Source organism: Peribacillus sp. Hz7, from assembly GCF_042136355.1.
GTDB classification, from domain to species: domain Bacteria; phylum Bacillota; class Bacilli; order Bacillales; family DSM-1321; genus Peribacillus; species Peribacillus asahii_A.
In genome coordinates this window covers 734,772-755,666 of the sequence record NZ_JBHHJV010000001.1, presented here as the reverse complement: position 1 = coordinate 755,666, position 20,895 = coordinate 734,772, and the positions used below count along the sequence as shown (strand labels likewise).

The 20,895-nt window shown below is 36.1% G+C and carries 16 protein-coding genes, 1 rRNA gene and 2 pseudogenes; 8 read left to right on the top strand and 11 right to left on the bottom strand.

Translation table 11 applies throughout. The features are described from left to right. Positions 1-151 precede the first annotated feature (151 nt). Positions 152-778 (bottom strand): metal-dependent hydrolase, encoded by a 627-nt coding sequence (locus ACE199_RS03605; RefSeq protein ID WP_252294839.1) that lies wholly within the window; start codon positions 776-778, stop codon positions 152-154. 202 nt (positions 779-980) lie between these two features. Then, positions 981-1,343 carry a group I truncated hemoglobin gene (locus ACE199_RS03600; RefSeq protein WP_252290612.1) on the bottom strand — a complete coding sequence of 121 codons (363 nt, stop codon included), beginning with the start codon at positions 1,341-1,343 and terminating at the stop codon, positions 981-983. A gap of 248 nt (positions 1,344-1,591) precedes the next feature. Between ACE199_RS03600 and ACE199_RS03595 the strand changes: the two are divergent. Beyond that, a pseudogene (locus ACE199_RS03595) lies at positions 1,592-1,720 on the top strand (DUF4025 domain-containing protein); the annotation flags it as partial. Between the two features lie 308 nt (positions 1,721-2,028). On the opposite strand, the gene ystJ reads toward ACE199_RS03595, so the two are convergent. The 3 genes from ystJ to ACE199_RS03580 all read right to left on the bottom strand — a co-directional run bounded on the left by ystJ (position 2,029) and on the right by ACE199_RS03580 (position 4,743). Further along, entirely contained in the window at positions 2,029-3,222 is a 1,194-nt protein-coding gene (gene ystJ, locus ACE199_RS03590; RefSeq protein WP_375348594.1) for an NADP-dependent malic enzyme, read from the bottom strand. A 785-nt stretch (positions 3,223-4,007) separates the two neighbouring features. Beyond that, entirely contained in the window at positions 4,008-4,166 is a 159-nt protein-coding gene (locus ACE199_RS03585; protein WP_375348593.1) for a hypothetical protein, read from the bottom strand. Positions 4,167-4,266: 100 nt separating this feature from the next. Further along, positions 4,267-4,743, bottom strand: coding sequence for a hypothetical protein (locus ACE199_RS03580; RefSeq protein WP_252294835.1), 477 nt, complete (start codon positions 4,741-4,743; stop codon positions 4,267-4,269). A gap of 372 nt (positions 4,744-5,115) precedes the next feature. On the opposite strand from ACE199_RS03580, the pseudogene ACE199_RS03575 reads away from it, so the two are divergent. The 4 genes and pseudogenes from ACE199_RS03575 to ACE199_RS03565 form a co-directional block, all read left to right on the top strand. Further along, positions 5,116-5,244, top strand: a pseudogene (locus ACE199_RS03575) (DUF4025 domain-containing protein); the annotation flags it as partial. Positions 5,245-5,507: 263 nt separating this feature from the next. After that, positions 5,508-6,251 carry a uracil-DNA glycosylase family protein gene (locus ACE199_RS03570; RefSeq protein ID WP_375348591.1) on the top strand — a complete coding sequence of 248 codons (744 nt, stop codon included), beginning with the start codon at positions 5,508-5,510 and terminating at the stop codon, positions 6,249-6,251. A gap of 114 nt (positions 6,252-6,365) precedes the next feature. After that, positions 6,366-6,483, top strand: a 5S ribosomal RNA gene (gene rrf / locus ACE199_RS23500). Positions 6,484-7,013: 530 nt separating this feature from the next. Then, entirely contained in the window at positions 7,014-7,331 is a 318-nt protein-coding gene (locus ACE199_RS03565; RefSeq protein WP_252294831.1) for a hypothetical protein, read from the top strand. A gap of 367 nt (positions 7,332-7,698) precedes the next feature. Here ACE199_RS03565 and ACE199_RS03560 read toward each other — a convergent pair whose 3' ends face one another. Next, positions 7,699-9,651: a primary-amine oxidase gene (locus ACE199_RS03560; RefSeq protein WP_375348590.1), complete on the bottom strand. Its 1,953-nt coding sequence runs from the start codon at positions 9,649-9,651 to the stop codon at positions 7,699-7,701. Between the two features lie 204 nt (positions 9,652-9,855). On the opposite strand from ACE199_RS03560, the gene ACE199_RS03555 reads away from it, so the two are divergent. Both ACE199_RS03555 and ACE199_RS03550 read left to right on the top strand, forming a co-directional pair. Then, entirely contained in the window at positions 9,856-10,671 is an 816-nt protein-coding gene (locus ACE199_RS03555) for a helix-turn-helix domain-containing protein (protein ID WP_375348589.1), read from the top strand. Positions 10,672-10,770: 99 nt separating this feature from the next. Beyond that, a complete protein-coding gene (locus ACE199_RS03550) occupies positions 10,771-11,349 on the top strand; it encodes a hypothetical protein (RefSeq protein WP_375348588.1) in 579 nt (192 codons plus the stop codon). A gap of 307 nt (positions 11,350-11,656) precedes the next feature. Here ACE199_RS03550 and ACE199_RS03545 read toward each other — a convergent pair whose 3' ends face one another. Next, positions 11,657-12,598 (bottom strand): metallophosphoesterase, encoded by a 942-nt coding sequence (locus ACE199_RS03545; protein WP_375348587.1) that lies wholly within the window; start codon positions 12,596-12,598, stop codon positions 11,657-11,659. A gap of 216 nt (positions 12,599-12,814) precedes the next feature. Beyond that, positions 12,815-13,087, bottom strand: a complete 273-nt coding sequence (locus ACE199_RS03540) for a hypothetical protein (RefSeq protein WP_375348585.1) — start codon at positions 13,085-13,087, stop codon at positions 12,815-12,817. Between the two features lie 862 nt (positions 13,088-13,949). On the opposite strand from ACE199_RS03540, the gene ACE199_RS03535 reads away from it, so the two are divergent. Next, positions 13,950-14,453, top strand: a complete 504-nt coding sequence (locus tag ACE199_RS03535; RefSeq protein ID WP_375348584.1) for a DinB family protein — start codon at positions 13,950-13,952, stop codon at positions 14,451-14,453. A gap of 97 nt (positions 14,454-14,550) precedes the next feature. Here ACE199_RS03535 and abc-f read toward each other — a convergent pair whose 3' ends face one another. The 3 genes from abc-f to ACE199_RS03520 form a co-directional block, all read right to left on the bottom strand. After that, complete coding sequence (gene abc-f / locus ACE199_RS03530; protein ID WP_375348583.1) at positions 14,551-16,182, bottom strand: ribosomal protection-like ABC-F family protein; 1,632 nt, start codon at positions 16,180-16,182, stop codon at positions 14,551-14,553. Between the two features lie 344 nt (positions 16,183-16,526). Then, the gene (locus ACE199_RS03525) at positions 16,527-17,045 is read right to left on the bottom strand and encodes a hypothetical protein (protein ID WP_375348582.1); all 519 of its coding nucleotides are present in this window, start codon (positions 17,043-17,045) and stop codon (positions 16,527-16,529) included. Between the two features lie 327 nt (positions 17,046-17,372). Then, on the bottom strand, positions 17,373-20,369 hold the full coding sequence (locus ACE199_RS03520; protein ID WP_375348581.1) for a PAS domain S-box protein: 2,997 nt from the start codon (positions 20,367-20,369) through the stop codon (positions 17,373-17,375). Positions 20,370-20,895 lie beyond the last annotated feature (526 nt).

Below are 20,895 nucleotides of genomic sequence, written 5' to 3'. Positions count from 1 at the left end.
AGCTTTCATTACCACTTAAATAACGTTGAACAGCTACTAATTTATCCTCTGCATTAAATTTAGTCATAAAAAAACTACACCCCTAATCGTTAGATTTTGTCTAACAATTGGGGTGCAGTTCAAAATGGATAGTGCCTTTTAAATTATGTTATTAAAATTCCTTCTTGGAAAAAGGTAAAAACCATCTTACTCCCCTTTTATTAAAGGGAAACACTTTCATATCCGTAATTAAATGACTGATATAACCGAGCATGCAAGTAAGAAACATCCCCTCAATTCCAACAGATGCTTCAAATTGATAAGCGATGATTCCAAAAAAAAGAACCCCAATAATAGAATGGGTATAACTGCGATGCGCAACAAAAGAAGCTAAAATCATATAAACACCTAATAATAAAATCCAATTTTCTTCTATGTATATACCGGCTCCTACAACTCCGATTCCCGTAAGTGTAAGCATCATTCTCTGAGTTAAGAAAGAAGCTAAAATAATCACACCTACACCAAGTCCTGCCCCAATCCACCTCATTACATTAGCATGCTCTAAAAAGCTATATAATAAGATAAGGACGCCCATTAGTTGCAATGTCGCTCGGGCAAACTTATAAGAAAACGTAATCTTATTACTAAGCTTCCCGTCCGTATCCATATCCGGTATTAAAGCTGTTACTCCCCCAAGTCCTACAAACATAATGGTTGTCGTCGGATCTACTTGCATAGCATATGCTACAGCAAAACCCGTTGACGCACCTACTATCATATGTGCTGTACCGTTCAATTCATTAATTCTCCTAATTTTAGATTCCCTCACTATTATAGAACATTAGTTCTCTTTATTCAACCTTTAAGTACTCATCCAACTAACATTCTTCTACATTGGAAAAAAGAAGATTCGCTCCGTCACTTTGACATAAGATTTTTTCAAACAAATAGAAAAAGCATGTTTTGATTAATCTTTTTCAAAACATGCTCTTTCTACTTTATTTATATAGTATATCGTCTCTAAGTGAGGCGACTTTCGTTAAAGCTGTATCTATATCAGCTTCTTCAACTCCATAGTGTGCAAGAGCATCATGAAGATGTTTTGCAATAGCATCAAAATGAACTGGCTGTATATTCATCCCTTCATGTGCTTTTGCCATTGACTTTCCTGAATATTGATTAGGACCGCCTAAAGCAAAACTTATAAATTTTGTTTGATGACGTCGTTGTTTTTCCATATCTGTATTTTTAAAGAATCCATTAACGGTTTCATCCTTTAAAACCAATTCAGAGTAAAAATAATCCACAACCTTTGCAATAGCTTCCTCTCCGCCAACTTTTTCGTACAATGTTTGTGTCATAAACTCTACACTCCTATTTTGAAATTTGTATAGAAGTATTTTCCTCAATACTTTCATTTTTATCCTACATATTGCAAAATGTATTTGTAAAAATGAAAGAGATTGCTTAACTATTAAGCTGATTCCATTCATATCAGATTTAATTAAGTAGTAAGCCTAAAATAAAGTAAATCAAGCATACTAAAATAGAAAGGAGTGGAAAAAGTATGGATAAGAAAAAGCAGATAGTAAATGAAGAAGACTTACTGATTGCTGGAAAGACTTTTGATCCTTCTGATTACGAAGGAACGTCTCAACTAGAACAAGGTTTGGCCATTACACATGAACAAGTCGGAGATGATTATACAGAAGGCACTGTGGACCAGCTTTCTAAATAGCCTAATGAATGATTTCTGTGGTACGTACATCAACCCATTCATTTTATTTTACAGATTTTTCGAATGAGAAAGCTCATTAACAATGCCATAGTACCCTCTAGAGATCGGATGATAGTGAGGCTCAAATGCGAAGTACCATATAAAATCATAAGATTTGTGGTACTTCAAGCATTTGAAGGTACTACTATCTTTATTGATCTGTTTCAATATTAATAGAACTACTCCCACCTACTCACAAGCTGTTGATTTCATTTCCATTTTGGATTATGTAGATGACCTTTCACTAACCTATTCGCCAAAAATGCCCTTTAACTCCTTAATTTATTGATTTGAGCAACTCCTGTTTCCAGTGCAGCCTCAGCCACGGCCTCTGCTACATGCGCCACCACTCTAGGGTCAAATGGATCTGGAATCACATAATCCGGGTTAAGCTCTTCATTAGTAATTAATTCGGCAATCGCATAAACGGCTGCAAGTTTCATTTCTTCGTTGATTTCTTTTGCAGATACGTCCAAAGCACCACGAAATACACCAGGGAATGCAAGTACATTATTAACCTGATTGGGAAAGTCAGAGCGTCCTGTCCCTATTACGAGTGCTCCAGCTTTCTTTGCCTCCCCTGGCATGATTTCTGGCACCGGATTTGCCATGGCAAAAATAATCGCATCACGATTCATAGAATGTACCATCTCTTTCGTGACGGCACCTGCGGCCGATACTCCAACAAACACATCTGCCCCTACAAGTGCATCTGCAAGTGTACCTTTTTTCTGTCCTTTATTAGTGATAGATGCCATTTCCTCCTTAAAAGGGTTCATCCCGATTGGACGGCCTTCATAAATGATCCCTTTTGTATCACATAAAATGACATCCTTAACACCCATACGAAGGAGCAGCTTAACGATTGCAACTCCGGCAGCACCAGCACCATTTATAACAACGCGAATATCCTCTATATTTTTGGCAACAAGTTTTAATGCATTAATTAACCCCGCGGCGGTTACAATCGCTGTACCATGCTGGTCATCATGGAAAATTGGAATATCACAAACCTTTCGCAGCCTGTCCTCAATTTCAAAGCATTGCGGTGCTGCAATATCTTCTAAGTTCACTCCTCCGAAAGTCGGTTCCAATAATTTAACAACCTCAACCATCTTTTCGGAATCTGTTATATCTAAGCAAATAGGGAAGGCATCTATGTCTGCAAACGCTTTAAATAATAAGGCTTTTCCTTCCATGACCGGCATAGCAGCCTTTGGACCGATATTCCCCAGACCAAGTACGGCTGTTCCGTTTGTAACAACTGCAACAAGATTCCTCTTCATGGTATAATCGTACACTTTGCTTTCATCCTTATAAATTTCTATACAGGGCTCCGCTACACCTGGAGAATACGCGAGGCTTAGATCCTTTGCATTGCGTACGGGAACTTTTGAATGAACACCAAGCTTTCCTCCATTTTCCTTATGCATTTTTAGTGCTTCTTCACGTAAATTCCCCATACAATTCCTCTCCTTATGTTTAATTTAAGAGTGAATTTCACTTTTCACTTTTTGGATTATTGTCATAATCGTTGTATAACTTTCACTAATAGTGAATATTGTTCTCCATGTATATAAATATAAGAAGCTTTCAAATAAATGTCAATTAATTTATTTGTATTTTTTAACTATTCATACAAATATAGTAAGATGTAGGGGGACTTCGACCTCTCCCCTCCTTACGTACCGCTCGGTATACGGCAGTTCAGTTATGACGCAGTTGTTCATATTTTTCATCTATCTTATTGATTGACTCCATGAAATCGTTATTAAAATTTTTAATCATTTCATCAAGTACGTCCGTCCGTGTATCGATAGCATCATCAACAAATAAATTCGTCATAACTTGTACGTCAGTTACAAGTTTCCATACTTCATTGTTTATTTCATTTTCAAATTAAAAAGACAGTGAGTCTATCGTTTGCTCACTGTCTTTTTATGATTTTAACTTCTTCGGTTTTGAAGATAGAGGGAAGGTATTATTTCTAGTTATCCTTTGTTAACATATGTTGTCGAGAGTCCTTGATTTAAAGACACTCTAAAGCATCTTAATATAATTTAGTAATTTTTAATTTTTATTTATGATTTGTGGTATGTTACCAAAATGTGACCAGACTTCAATTTTTTAGGACCATCCCTATAGTTACCGACAATATCTGCAGATCCTCTCTTTAAAGGGGCTGCATATTTTTAATTTTAATATAAAAGACGTCATTACCAACTATAGGCTTAAGCTAAGACTCTTTTTATTGCTCTTTTAAGAAGATATCCTTGGCTTCTTGTACGAGTTTCATAGCTGTATCCAAACTTTTCCCCTGATACATCCATTGGCAAGTTCCCATCTTTTTCGCTTTAGCCTCTTCTTTTGTCAGCACAGTTAGATTATCCACTTTTGTCACAGGCACATTGAATTCAATCTTTAAGACTTTAACTGCATTTACTAGTTTTAAAATGCGGCTAAGGCCTCGAAAAAATGTTACACCAGTTTTGTTATAGGGGGATGAATTATTCGTTACTTCTCAGAATATCATCCACTGTAGTTTTCATGGTATAAATCACAGTTTTCTTGTAACGTGCCGCTATACGCAGCACTCTTATTTGTTCGGATCGGGATAAATTTTTAAAACGAGGCTCTTGTTTCAAAAAGGAACGAACGATTAACCAGCTCGTTGGTACTAAAGGAAAATCATCTAGGGGTTGTTTGTTCCGTAAACGATAAAGCCACGATATCATTCCGGTGGAATCACTTTTATCGACTATACATGGCGCATAAATATTTTTGGTGTGTTTTTTAAGAGATTCGAATCTATCTTGCCCGCTAACAATGATGTAGCTGTCATCCTTCCGATTTTTTTTGACAACCAAAAGATTAAACATACAGTCCCACATTAATCTCTGAAGTTTCTTCATGTGCTCCGTAATTTTCAGCGATAAACCAGGTTTGATTTTGTTCAGTGGTATATACTCTATCGTAAACTTCATACTTAGCCCCTCCTGTTTTATTCATGCATCTCTCCTCATCCTCAATTTCTTGGAATTTCACAGCAGGTGCGTTGTACCAGTGAATGCTGACTTTCTTTGTTTTCTAAAGTTGGTATTTATTATCGTTATGAAGTACTTAAACTTAAGTCCCCTTTAGATGATATGTATGAAATGATCGCATGTCACATTCAAAGTAATTATGAAAATACAAACAGCCCTCTTCCTTTTTAACGTATCCAACGAGAAGATCCTTATGTGTTCAATTACTGGTCTAGGTCTATAAAAATGAAGTAAATCCAGCATACTAAAATAGAAAGGAGTAGAAAGAGTATGGATAAGAAAAAGCGGATAGTAAATGAAGAAGATCTACTGATTGCTGGAAAAACTTTTGATCCTTCTGATTACGACGGAACGTCTCAACTAGAACAAGGTTTGGCCATTACACATGAACAAGTCGGAGATGATTATACAGAAGGCACTGTGGACCAGCTTTCTAAATAGCCTAATGAATGATTTCTGTGGTACATACATCAACCCATTCATTTTGTTTTACAGATTTTCCGAATGAGAAAGCTCATTAACAATGCCATAGTACCCTCTAGAGATTGGATGATAGTGAGGTTCAAATGCGAAGTATCATATAAAATCATAAGGTTTGTGGTACTTCAAGCATTTGAAGATACTACTAATATTACAATCACAAACGAATTAAGGCGAAATTAAAGGCATGAGTTCACCTTCGTAAAAGAATTGAAGGAAAATGAATGGGAATTGTTACTGAAGCAAAATTTCATTTATTTAAAGAAAAAATATTTTCTCTAGAATTGCCATTATCCGATAATGACCTTTTAAATTCAACTTTCTTATTGCAAAAGGATGAAAAGAAAAAACTAGAAGTTTATTACACCCCTTTTGATTATATAAATAAGAATGCCAAAGTGGTTATAGTCGGCATTACACCTGGACTCCACCAGATGAAAAAAGCTTATACAGCAGTTATTGAGAATAAACATTTAAGCGAGGAAGAACTCCTTCATCAGGTGAAAAAAAGTGCTAGCTTTGAGGGAACGATAAGAAAAAATCTCACAGCCATGCTAGACGAACTTGAATTACCGAGACATCTCGGCATTTCATCTTCAAGCGAACTTTTTGGTACAGCCAGTCACCTTGTTTACAATACCTCCATCCTCCCATATGCTGTATTTTTCAATCATCAAAATTTTAACGGTTCACGGCCCAATATTTTAAAAACCGAAATGCTATTACAATATGTAAAAAATTATTTTATTAAAGATATCTCGACAATGGAAAATCCATTTATTATTCCTTTAGGAGTAAATGTAAGCAAAGTTCTCGACTATTTTTACAAAAATAAACCTATTTTAAAGGGATTCCCTCATCCTTCAGGGAGTAATGGTCATCGGCACAGACAATTTCGGGAAAATAAAGAGGTTATGAAAAGACAAATGGAAAATTATTTTACACATAAATCGTTAGGCGTTTTATAAATTGGCAATATTATCACTCTTATCTTACGAGATAAGGAGAGACCCCTTACCCAATAAAAGCCAGAGAATCGAACACTCGAAAGTTAACTCTGGCATGCAGGTCATTAGTACCAAGCTGGTAATAATGGCGAAGAGTTTAACTTCCGTGTTCCTATTCCGAACACAGAAGTTAAGCTCTTCAGCACCGATGATAGTTGGGGATTCCCCCTGCTAAAGTAGATTGTGAACTTCTATTGTTCTCTATGTATTTCTTAGGTCTTCCTTTACAGACACCTTTTAGATTTAAAAGGCTTGCTTCTTCGAAAGTTTATGATTATCTCCCTATGTTGGCCTCGTTAGGGCTAGGCTTTTCCCAACTCCTTTTCTATTTGATAACATTATATATTCTTTATTGTCCCTCTTTGTATTCTGTTTGAAGTCCTACGTCAAAAGCTAAAACGATACTAGGTACGGGTGATATTTGATTTTTATCTCTTTGTTCTTATAGAATCGTTTTGAAAAATAAGCGGCTTTCACCCTTTTTCAGCGCCAAACAGAACGCCAGTTCCTTTATGTATGAGCATTTCACCTTCCACTTCCCCTTTGCTCGCTATCGCATTGCTACGGCTTGAAGATGGGAGTCTTCTTGGCTAAAAAGATAAAGGAAATCATTAAAAAATGTGGATGGTTCCTCAAATAGGTATAAAGACTAAAGGAAAGGAAAATAGAAGGATTTACTTTCCTCTTTTATCTCTTAAAATACATAGAAGGAGGTAGAGTAACATGTACAAAAAAGCAATCATCCTCGTGATGCTCTCATCAATATTATTAGTATTAGTATTGGTTAGAACTCATACAGCTGCTCCTGTTAACAATACAAATCCTAAAAGCAATGGTTCCTCTGAATATACTACGGTGGAATACAAGATTACCAATATTAATGGTAATCAGTACTATGGAAAAGGTGATGACGGGACCGAGATTCGTTTTTCTGATAAAAACATCCTTTCGGGAGATAAAATACAAGTTCATGATGAGGTAATATGCTATTTTGAAAAGAATAATTTAGGTAAAGGATTAGTAAAAGTGGAGAAGAAATAATATCGGGGATGCCCCTTGTACTCACTTAAAACGAAGGTCATTTAATTCGTCCATACTTTTAGCGTTCTAGTGTTATTAGAAACATAGAATCTCAATATCCTTTTCATCTATAAATGATGATACTGAAATAATTTATGTATGAATCCAATCTCGCTTTGGACAGACTTCACCTTTTGTTGAAGTTGTCCTTTTTTCAGCATATGCATCACCTTCATTCCACAGATAATCAGTTGGGCTTGTTCGAAGCATGTAAACCCATAGAGGAAGATGGAATAAAAAGAAAAGCACATGCTCCTTTTATTCCATCGTTGAACTCCCCTACTAGGATTTTGGTATATTGAATCACTCAAGATTGATTATCTAAGAATCAATGGCAATTAGATCCATTTTTTGAATTGCATGCTGTTTTTGGCTTTGGACGAGGTAAATCGAGCGCTGGATTACGGTCGAAGAATCCAACCGGTTTTAATTGAAAATTAATGTACGCTGTCGGCATAACCGGCCAATCTTCTGGTCTTGTGATATGATGATGTCCCATTGTATACCACACAACTACGTCTTCATTTTCAATATTCCGATTTGCTGCCGTGTACTTTGGTAAGCCATCGCCGCCTTTATGTTGGTTCGGATATTTTCCTGTTGCATACATCTCATTTGGATCATATGGCGTAACGTGTAATTGATTCTTCAGAAAACCAGCACGTTTCATTACACTCGAATTATCACCTGCAAATGGAAGACAGTTTTCACCTGGCATAATTTTATAGCCAACCGGTGTGCCAACCGCATTCAAGGAATTCGGATTAATGATTTTCCATGTACGTTGAGTAGCCATATCTAGATTACGCTTGGCCTCTTCTTCTGTTTTAAATGTTTTGGAATCAATATAAAACGCATTACTATACGGATTATTCGGTCCCTCTTCTTCTGGAAGCGTGTTAATTTCCACTACAGAATTCTTCGAACCATCCAGCATCGTATCCAAGCGGAAATTAAAGAAATGTTGGTGATAAACCGCATTCAATTTTGGGGCAACCTCTGTTCCATATTTGGACTTACCGCTATCATCGAATGTACCCGTATTCAACATACCGGTTAATTTCACTTCCATTTCCAGCGTTCCATCTTGATAGAAGCTCCAATAAAAACCGTAATCATAATTACCGACCGTACAGAAGAACGAAAGAACCAATCGACGTGAGCGGCGCACCTCCACTTGTTCTGTTCGCCAATCGGTATGCTTCCATGCCACACCGTAATCTTCTTCATGTAAACAGATGGCATTTGGAATTGTTCGTACATTTCCTCTGCTATCCGTCATCACCGCGTCAAAATAACAAATTTCACCTAGACAATCGCATCCTAATTCCAAAGAATTCGCTAATTGTCCTAATCCGTATTCACCGGCATCGAAGGCATTTTGACTATTATGGACAAAACTAGCATCACCATAAGGAACTACCATCTCTGACAAGGCAGCACGATACAAAATCGGACGAACCTTACCTTTGTCTTCATATCCGACTGTATGTAGAACTAATCCTTCTCTCGGTGTAAATCCGAATCGAATATTCCACTTTTGCCATTTAATCATATGGCCATCTATTTCAAAGCTAGGCCCTTCTGGTTGAACAATTTCAAGAGGTTTTAAATCAGTACGAAGTGCAATGCTATCAGATGTTTCAGGAGAATAGTTACCATCTAATGGAGGCATCTGTCTTACACCATGGTCTTCGACTCTTAATACCTCCATTTTATTTAAATCAACAAATACGACAATCCCCGTTAACGGATAGGCATAACCATTATCATTTGGAAATTTTCGCACCCAACAAATTGCGCGGGCCAATCTTTTTCCTTCATTTTCTTTTATGCCAAAATAGCCGGCTGACCAAGGATCGATCATGACTAAATTAGAATCTGTAATGCCGCGTTTCAATAAAGCTTCCTGAAATTCAGGGCTATTTTTGACAACTTGCTCGCACTCCTCGAATTCATCTAACATAACCCCTGGTTGAACATTTGGGATATACTCCCAAGATGTTACTTTTCCTTTTGTAATAGAAACAATCGCCTCATATGTTTTTTCTGTTTTATTATCTAAAAGAATCATAAATGCTTCGCGTGTAATTGTATCTCCAGCTTCATAATTAAGTACAGTATCCTTCGCTGGCTCTTTTAGTGTGACTGTGACAAATCGTACGTATTGACTTAGGTTTTTCTCCGTCCGTATGATTTCAACAGCCTTTTTGATTTCTTGACCTGTTAGTGGTTCCAACGGATGCTTCACGGCACTACTAATGGTTTCATGTACTTGCATAAATGATTCCTCCTAACATTGTAAGTGTACTCAATATACCTCTAAATTTTTAGGAATTCATTGTAAAAATCGGAACTAAACTTACTTTTTAGGCGATAAATCAGTTCCACATACTACCATCTTCTCGTTTTTATACTATAATCAACTTAATAATCTTAAACCTTGTGAGATTAAAATAAATTATATAAAAGAGGAAGTGAAATAATGGGGGACAGAGGTTTTTCTTTCTATCCAATTCAACCGGAAATGAAGTCTAATTCTCAGCTATATCTCGAGAACCAGCCAAAAGGTCTTTTAAAAAATGAAGTAATCTTATTTTATCAATTAATGACAGGTGAACATACATCGGCTCACCTCCCAGTTATTCCAGACGGATGTTTAGACCTACTTTTTTGTTGCGATCCCTCTCACCCCTTTGCTATCCTTGCTACTAGTCCTGAATCTCGTTGTCTCTACCACTTTAAACCGAATTGTGTTTATTTCGGTGTCAGACTTTTCCCAGAACAAACACTTCTTACTCTTCCATGTTCGATTAAAGAATTGATTCAGCATCAGCAAATTCCTTTATTTGAAATGGTACAATTTGATTCATCTCTACTCGAAAACATGGTACGACTTCAAAGTTTTCCAGAACGAATCAAATGGTTTATCTCATTTTTTCAACAAAAACAGCAAGAGACCAACTACGATCAAAACCTCATCAAATATTGCCTAAACAGTATTTATGCCACGAATGGTATCATCCATATAAATCAATTGGCATCCGACACCGGATATTCAAGTAGATACCTACAAAGGAAATTCGAAGAATATATCGGCTTCTCACCCAAACAATTGTGTCAGATTATTCGATTGCAATACACCATTCAAGAACTGCTTCACCGTAATCAACTATTAAATACAGCCATCGATGATTTTAGTTTCTATGATAAATCTCATTTTTACAAAGGCTTCAAAAAATATATGAATCTAACGCCCAAACAATATATTAATACATACAAGTCAGTCAGCTACTCTTAATTTAAATTATAAGCACCAATCGAAAGAGGATATGTTTTAGTAGCTATTTCCATCTAAAAAAAGAAATCGATTGAAATCCACTTTTGAGGAGGGCATAACATGCCTACTTTAGTTAGTTTGCTGATGGTAATTGGATATAGCCTATATTTTTCGTTCTCCAGCTATCCAACAAACTGCAAAGAAAACCACTCATGGGTCAAATGCATTCCGATGATTCTCGGAATGACAAGCAGTTTAACAGTCGGTTTAGTAATTGGTACCTGGATGCCGGATCGACTTGCGGTCACAACTATTCTATCAATCGTTTTAAGCAGCATCCTCGGTAGTTTCATAGGAAGAAAGTTTGGAATAAATGGATTTATCGAAGCACAATCTTCAAGTTTAATGGGGGCCATGATGGGAGCGATGCTAGGCGTCATGCTGGAGCCAAATGAAGTAAACATTATGATTATCGCCATGGATCTTATTTTTCTTATCAGTGTTTTTTCAATCCTACTTGGATTGGCAAATCGTCAGTTGGAAAAAAAGAAACCTATTTTAAAAAGTAAACCGGCGTCCTTTTATGTGTTCTTCCTTATAAATGTTTGTTTGATCTGTTTTCTCCCCATTCTGCAAACCATCGATACGAAGGGGACGACTGATAAAATTGATTCATCGGAACATAGTCATCATCATTAACATTGTTGGAATTCCGCATTCTATAATGCTTAGTAAAGCTCTTCTCACTATGTAATGAAATTCAAAAGAAAACAACCTTTATTCTTAAAAATAAAGGTTGTTTTCTTGTTTATTCCCATAAAACTTCAAAGCTCGCCGCTGGCTAAATTCAAAGATTCTGCACACTAGTGCTTTAGTACTTCCATCTCCTTGGTCTAAGGCCCCGGTAAAGGTGGTTATATAGAGTTATCCCTTGTTAAAAAAGATTTAAGTTTAACACGTTTCTCGACTGAATCAACCGCCACCACTCGAATGGGGTCCTATCTTTTTATTTTTGGATTTTTAATACACGATCCTGTTCACGGCCAAAGCCATCGATTTCTAAGCGATCTTTGTAAACTTCTACGATTGAGTATGAAGTAGTATCCGCTGTCTCCACCATACCTTTAAGATTCACATAATGAATTCCATTCTTCATCCCATAGTTTCCAGCATGGTTATGTCCATTAAAATAGGCGACTACATTTCCAGCCGCTTCGAGTTCTTTTATGACTGCATCATCATTCCAAACATTGTGATTATTTTCAGGATAGACAGGCATATGCGCGATGACCACCACTTTTTCGTTTGTTTGTGCCGCTTTATCAAGTACACCGCGCAGCCATGTTAATTGCTCATTGCTAACGCCACCATTCCAAGTTTGGGCGTTAACTGCACCGCTCTCTTTTAACGAATTGTACATTTCTTCGGCTTGTTTATATTTCTCTGAGCCTTCAGGATTTGCATAAAGACTAAGGTCATTTGTATCCAGCACGACAAAACGCCAGTTCTTATATTTGAAATCATAATACTGGTTTGGCATATTCAGTATGTCGACTACTTTTTCAGTTGTTACAGGAAAATCGTGATTACCAAGCACATGATACTTAGGGCCTTCAATCATGTTGTAGATAGGAAGAATAGTAGAGAAGCTAGAGATGTTTTTGTCGATAAGATCACCAGTTTGAACAGTGAAACCAAGATTATGTTGATTCAAGGTTTGAGAGGCAGCCTTGAGCTTGTCCACTGAATTACGGTAGAAGCGTGTGCCAGATGCGTCACAGTCGCAATATTGTATATCCGGGACAAGTCCGAATTCGAATTTTGGCTTTTCCTCACTTTTCGCAAAAACTGATGTAGCTGGACTCGTGGCAACAAGCGTGATTCCGAGTATAGCAGCAGCACTTATGCCTTTTAGTTTGTTTGTCAGTCCTTTTTGATTAGAAAACATGAATAATTCCCCTTTCTCTTGTTAAGGACAAGAATAACATGATAAGTTCCTTTTTATCATAGCTTATAAGGATAGAGGAATTATCCATATTTACATTACTTTTGTAATATTTTAACATGTTCACAATTTTGATAACTAAAATTAAAAATGAAATTTTGATTTCAGTTACGTACATAAAAAATAACATCCTATTTGGATGCTAAGTTTAATCCTGTTCTATTTAATTCTAACTCTATAATTACTCTTTTTCACTTTAAACACAAATTTATACGAAATAATCCCTGCGTCTTCTTTAGTATTATCCACTACATATCCTAAATAACCTGCATTCCAAGCTTCTCTATCCTTGTCAACTAGAACAAGCATCATTTCTTTATTAAGTTTAGAATCAAGTCGTTCATAATGCTTAATGAATGTATCAATCTTGGTTTGATCTTTAAATTCAGTTTCTCTTAATACTTGACCTGAGTATGCGTTTATATTTTGCATGATATATTTCATCTAACAACCGTTGCCAAAACCTTATAAAAGTCTATAAGTTCTTGTTTGCTTCTTGCTTCTACGTGCCCGATTTTACCGAAGCTACTTTCGTTTGGTGTGACACTCCACAAGCGTAAATTCGGATACAACGAATCCTACATAGTTGAGTTTTCTTGTAAAATGAAAGTTCTCAACTCTTAGTTCGACTTGGTTTTCGTCATTTTTAAAACCTAAACACCCTCACGATTCTACTCGATGATTACACCACTTTCGCAATGTACGGGATTCATAATAGGTAGGTTAAGTGTATCGGAATTTACCAAAACAAACAAATGTTTTGGCTAACGGTTTCACCTCCCTTATAAAATTTTTATAGATTTTTACAGAGTTTTATAGTCATTTTTTAACTGCCCCTCCTATCTACCATATATTAACATAAATTGTAAATCAGTTTTGAGTATGAGGCTAATTGTCACTAAAATTACATATAGGGGACATAATTTTAATCAAAATAATTTGTTCCACAAAAAAGCAAAAACACAACAAAATAGATGAACGGGTTCCGATAAGGGAGAGAAAATGTACAATTAGTGTATAAATTAGCGGACGAATCCGTATAGCAATTTTGTCTGTCTTTTTATTGTTATATCAACACTTATAACGAATGGACATTGAAAATAACCATAATATTAATACCCTTTTTTACAAGGACAATAATTGTTGTCCGTTATAAAATGGATGTGTTAAATTTTCAGCTAAATTAAATACAAAACAATCTGTTATAAGGTAATTTGAAAAAAAGCGAACAAACGTTTTATAATATACCTTATAAAATAACATATCAATTGAATTAATTATGGAGGAAATTTATATGTATGTAACAATTTCAGATTTTATTAAAGAATGGAATAGAGAAGCAATGCTAACTCAAAAGGTTTTGGATGGTTTGACAGATGACTCTTTAAAACAAAAGGTTTATTCAGAAGGACGAACTTTAGGGCGAATTGCTTGGCATTTCACAACAAACATTACAGATTATTTAACTAATTTCGGATTGGACATGAAGAAAGTTGATAATGCACAGAATGTTCCATCCTCAGCAAAAGAGATTGCGGAAACCTTTAAAAAGGTAAGTGCTGAAGCATCTCAAACTATTGAACAACAGTGGACCGATAACTCTTTGAGCCAAATACAAAAGGCGTTTGGCAGAGAAGAAACAAATGCTCAGATTTTAATGGGACTAATCAAACACATCGTTCATCATCGAGGGCAATTGACTATTCTTATTCGTCAAGCTGGGTTAAAACCTTTCGGGGTGTATGGACCTCCAAAGGAAGATTGGGTAAATTTAGGTGTCGAAAATCCTCCACTTTAATAAAAAGTTAAAAGAAATCTAAAAGAAAACGCTTGTTTCCAAGCGTTTTTTGTGCAAAATATAGTGTTGTTTGGGATGAGGTTTAAGATATAAATTATTACAAAAGTTTATTTATTTGTTTCGTAAGCTCTTTAAATTTCTTATCGAGTTCTGCGTACGCTTTATCCTTTGGGGTCATAAAGCTAAGCTTTCCTAAAACTTCTTGTCTTTCTGTTTCAAGCTTTAAACGCAATTCATCGAGATTGTCTCTTTTTGGAGACACTTCATTCAATTGCTTTTGTATGCTGTTATTCGAAATAACGAGTTTGCTACTTGTCGTTTTTTCAAGAAAATATCGATCATGCGAAACGACGATTAGTGTTCCGTTATACTGCGCTAACGTATCTTCAAGTTGTTCACGTGAAGGTAAGTCAAGATGATTCGTCGGCTCATCTAAGATAAGCACATCTTTTTCTTCTAGTATATATGCCATCAACTTACACTTTACACGCTCACCCATACTCATATTCCTAATCGGTTCTGTCCAATGAGATGTCATAAATCCTAAATGCTTCATTAAAGTTTGGACTTTCCCTCTTGCCTCGAATGTTTCTTGAAAGAAAAGCTGCTCAGGTGTTTGTTCAAGCGGTAAGTCAAACACTTCTTGCGTTAAATAACCAACTTTTGCAGATGGTGAAATCCATACATCGCCCGCAAAAGCTTCCTGTCCAGTAATTACTTTCAATAATGTCGTCTTGCCACTACCATTTGGACCTATTACTGCAACCTTCTCACCATGCTGAATCGTAAAATTGACGTTTTTAAATAATGTTCGTCCGTCAAAGGACTTTGTTAACTTCTTAACTTCTAAAAATCGTTTTCCTACTTTGTTGTTTGCTTTCATTGAAAAACGTACCGTATATTCTGACTCAACAGGTTCAGCTTTTGCTTTTTCAAGCTCTTTTTCAAGACGCTTTTGTTTGGATTTGACTTGTGCATCCATACGCTTTGCTTTTACGCGATAGTATTCTTTAACTCCTTCCTTTTTCGTCGATTGTGCATGAGCTTTTTTCGACCAAGAAGTCAGTTCATTCATTTGTCCTTCAATCCGTTCAACCATCTTTTGCTGTTTTTCATATTCACGCTGCTGGGTAAGTCTTTTCTGTTTACGAACCTCCATATAACTAGAATAATTACCCTTATGTTCAATCAGCTTTTTTCCTTCAATCGACCATATTTTTGTTGCAATGGCATCTAAAAAATAACGATCATGCGAAACAAAAATAATCGTACCTTTATAATTCTTCATTTGTCTATTAAGCAATTCTACACCTTGCTCATCGAGGTGATTCGTCGGTTCATCTAATAATAAAACGTCTGCATCTTTTGAAAAACCTTTTGCAAGGCGTGCTTTTAGTTTTTCTCCACCGCTCAATTGTGAAAAATCATGGGTTGGTACATGCCACTTCTCTAGTAATTTAACTTCAAAAGGAGTCTTGTCTTCAGAAGAATACGACTCGGTTTCTTGTTCAACCATAACCATTTTTAAGTCTTGTTGCAGCCATTGTATATGTCCTTGTTCCGGCACTAAGTCATCGTTAATTAATTGCAATAATGTAGATTTACCTGCACCATTCTTGCCAATAACACCGATGATATCTCCTTGCTGAACACTAGCATTTAGATCTTCAAAAACGTTAAGGTCCATAACTGTATAGCTAATATTAGATAATTTCAATAGTTCTTTCATATAATCTATCCCTCTCTTTAAAGGGAGAATAAAAAAATCCTCCCATTCATTTGGAAGGATTAGCCGTACCTTTGCATAATCAAATAAGCTATTTTCATTAATAGCTCTACAATTTATAGAAAATGGGCAGACTAATCCTATTTGTTATGATTTGAAATATGCGATTTCAAATTTTAAAAATAAGATTAGTTAATCATCGTCCACCCATCATCCCTTCGAATATTATTAAAATTAGTATAGCACAAACTCATCTTTAAAAACAAAAGTAAATCCAGTTATATAGAATCTTTAAATCCTAACAACTCAATATGAAATCCATAATTTTTTCTCTAGACTAACGTTAATTATTTCTTCTCTTTTACTTCGTATTTCGCCTCTGTATAACCTGTGACAGAACCATTATTGGGATCATCGTTATTAAATTGAACGACTGATACTGTGTGTATTCCTGGCCTTAACATACTTTCCTGCAAATTCACTGATGTTTGTGTTAGTTCTCCAAACTGTTCTGTATTAGAAAACAGCTTATCCACATACACAAACGATTGTTTGCTTCCATCAAAGTTTTCAGCATCCATGCCAATTTGAATAAGGATATCCTTTTCAGAAACAAATAAAACTGGAGTATTTCCATTTTCAGATGTACCAGCAGCAGTACTTAACATAATTTTCCCATTCCCTTTAGCGGTTGTGTCATTTGGAAATGGATATTTACTCTTAGTAGTTTCTTCATCCTTCTTTGTCTCCTCTGTCGTTTGATTTTCATTAGTGTTATTATTTTCTTCATTATTACTGCAACCAAAGACAGACATAAGAAAAAATGATAAAGAAATAGTCATTAAAACTTTAGAAAAATACTTCAATCATTTCCTTCCTCTAAAATTCCCTTTTTATATACGTTAGCAATTTAAAACTAGAGTTCCCGATTAATGGACAAAATATGTTGTCAAGTCGAGACATTAAGAAAGACATAAAAAACAAGACTTTAAGAAATACCTGCATCGAAAATGGATGAAAAAAGAATCAGCCATTGACTGATTCTTTTAATCACCACTATTTGTTTTTTTACATTAACTGAGTTGGAACGTTATCTCCTCAGTGAACCGATGGATTTTCTTGAACCGTATTACAGTGCTGCGAGATTACTTTATCATCCATCTAAATCGACACACAGGATTATGAATAGAAATCTATTCACGTACAAAAGAAGGCTTAATCGGCAAAATAACATCTACTGTAGTTCCTTGATTAACGGTACTGTCTATACCCATTGTCCCTCCATGTTCCTGGACAATTTTTTGGCTAACCATTAGCCCCAGTCCTGTCCCTTTTTCTTTTGTACTGAAAAAAGGTTCGCCAATATTTTTAATCCGTTCTTTAGATATCCCCTGGCCCTGATCAATAAATCTAAACAAAATAGAGTCAGCACTGTGCCAAAGAACCTGAATTTTAATGACTCCTCCGTTCGGCATAGCTTCTACTGCATTTTGAAGAATATTCATATACACCTGTTTCATTTGGTTTCCGTCACAATAGATAAGCGGTAAATTTTCACTATACTCTTGCACAATTTGAACATTTTTCAATAAAGCTTGTGTCTCAAATAAAAGTACCACTTGTTGTAAAAGAAGCCTTCCATCTATTTCTTTCATTTGCGGTGCTTGAGGCTTGGCAAGTGATAAAAAACCCTGAACAATATCTTCTAATCTATCAATTTCAGACAAGATAACATCCGTATACAAGGGGTTATTTGTTTCCTTTTGTAATAGCTGAATAAATCCCTTTATTGAAGTCAGTGGATTCCTTATTTCATGTGCTACTCCCGCAGCCAACTGTCCTGCAACGGAAAGTTTTTCTGATTTGCGTATTAATTGATCCGCCTTTTTTCGTTCGGAAATATCACGAGCTACTATGACAAGATGTTCAACTTCATTATTTCCATCCAGTACAGGAGTTCCCCAAGCCTCTACATAGACCCAACCTCCACTAACATGTTTACATCGGAATTCAATATAGCAAGGTGTCTTCGATGAAATTGAGTTTTCATACTGAGTTTGCACATAAGAAATATCATCAGGATGGACTAAATCAAAAGCTCTATTCCCTTCATATACATCAATTGGAAATCCTAATATAGTCTCATGAGAGGGCGATGCGTAGCGAACTATACACTTTGTATCCAACACGCCAATTAAATCTTGCATATTTTCTGCAATGAGGCGATATTTTTCTTCGCTTTGACGGAGAGCTTCTTCTACTTCTTTTCTTGCTGTAATGTCCCGGAACATTCCTTGAATAGCCGGCTCTCCATCATACATAATTCCAGTTGCTGTACCTTCCACATAAAAGATTGTTCCATCAGGACGAATCATTCTATATTCCCAAAGTTCGACTTCACTCTCGTTTTCTTGTGCTAAACATTGTATCCGTTCAAACCCCATCTTTCGATCATCCGGATGAACAAAATCTAAAATAGGCTTCCCAAGTAATTCTTTAGGATGGGTAAATCCTAAAATTTCCACTCCTGCTTTGTTCATATATTTAATAATCCCCTGACTGTGTACGACAATCGGTTCTGGAGATAAATTTACTAACCTTCTATACCGTTCTTTACTTTCTTCAAGGTCTCGTGCCGCCTTTTTTCTATCGGTGATGTCACTATACATAGTTAGAATGGCCGAACTTCCACCATAAGGGATAGACACACTGCCGATTTCGACATCAATCACTTCTCCATCTTGTGCTATCAGCTTCATTTCTGTTATCGGCAGTTCTTCTCCCACTTCAGTTTGAGCTAGCCTCTTTTTAGAAAGTTCATAAGAATCTGGGTGAAGACAGATGGAGATTTCTTTCCCTACTACGTCCTCTTCCTTTATCGTTTTCAAAGCGCAGGGATTCGCATAAAGAAATTTTCCATCCCTATGAATGACAATCCCTTTAGGAGAATATTCAACTACTTTTTGATATCGCTCTTCACTTTCTTTTCTTTCGGTAATATCAATACAGGAACCAATAACTTCAACTACTTCTCCACCTCTTTGGACAGGACGCAAAGAGGCAAGATACCAAACGCCATTGACTTCCTCTTCGTAGGTAACATTCTCCTTGTTTTCCCAAGCTCTTCGATAATAATGAGCTTTTCTTTCTGCTAAATCATCAGGTAGAAAATCTCGTAGTCCCTTTCCTAAGATTTGTTCAGGTGTGAAATTCATTCGGTATAGCAATTCCCCATCACATAAGGTATGAATAAATTTTTTATTATATTCAATAAATTTAAACATCATCCCTTGTTGCTGCCTTAAGGTATCCCGCAATTCTTGACGTGCTTGTTCTAACTCTTCCTCTAACCATTTTTGTCTACTGAATTCTTGTGAAATCCCTTCTCGATGAACAATCTGTTCTATTTGATAAAACTGCTGTATCAATTGATCAGGAGGTAAAGGTTCACTAAATAGATAGCCTTGCCCCATATTACAAAGATTCTGTTGAAGGAAAATTAAATGTTCTTTCGTTTCAATCTCTTCAGCAATCACTTCCAGCTTTAATTGGTGAGCCATTGCAATAATAGCTTTTACAATTGTGGCATCCTTCTGATCTACTCTACAATTACAAATAAAAGATTGGTCTATTTTGATACTATCAATAGGAAATTCTTTTAAATAATGTAGAGGACTATAGCCTGTTCCAAAATCATCCAAACTAAGTCGGATACCGAGACGTTTTAATTCCTTTACGACAGGAAGAACATCCTGAACATTCATCATTATATTTTCTGTAATTTCAAGTTCCAAATATTCAGGAGCAAGTCCCGTTTCTTCTAAAATAAGCCGTACTCTCTCAACTAAATTCGGTTGATAAAGCTGACAAACGGACAAGTTAACAGCCATCACCATAGGGGATATACCAGCTTCCTGCCACGCTTTGTTTTGCTCACAAGCTGTGCGCAATACCCATTCACCTATTGGTATAATCAATCCTGTTTCTTCAGCAAGAGGAATAAAGTCTAATGGTAAAATCACTCCTTTTTCTGGATGTTCCCAGCGAATTAAGGCTTCTACTCCATTAATTTTTCCTGAACCCAAATGGAGTCTTGGTTGATAACAGAGACTAAACTCTTTCTTTTCAAGTGCAGTCCTAAGATCAGTTTCTAACATACATATTTGATTGGTATTTTTTGATTCCAGCATTGTAGCACCTCAAATTACAGATTTTGCGAAAATAAAGCCCATTACGGTGCGCTGGCACCCCCTTTTTTAAGGATGGGATGAATGCTCGCTCAAATGCGGTGTGCAGATAAACTATCGAAAATACGTTCTGTACACCATACGTTTAAAATGGTATAATTTGGTACGTAGGATATTCTTTGAAAACTGAACATAGGTGGTTGTGACAGGAAAAACGTCTGTCATGTAAAATGTTCAACGTTCTGCCGACCAACACTCTTCATAGAAAGAGTGCGGTATCGTAATCCTAGACAAGTATCACCGATTGAACGGCGTAGTTGGCACCGACCTTTCCCTCTTGAAGGACTGTTTTTCTCTCAAGTGTTGCTCACCCAAGTCTCGCCTCTGTCTCTTCTTATGGAAGATGGTAAGTGGGATATTTGTGAGAAAGAACCCCAGCGGCTTTAGCCATGGGGGTGGTCAACGAACCTCTATCCTTATAACGATTTAACTTAGACGTACGGCATTGCTTCTCTGTTTTTTTTATAAA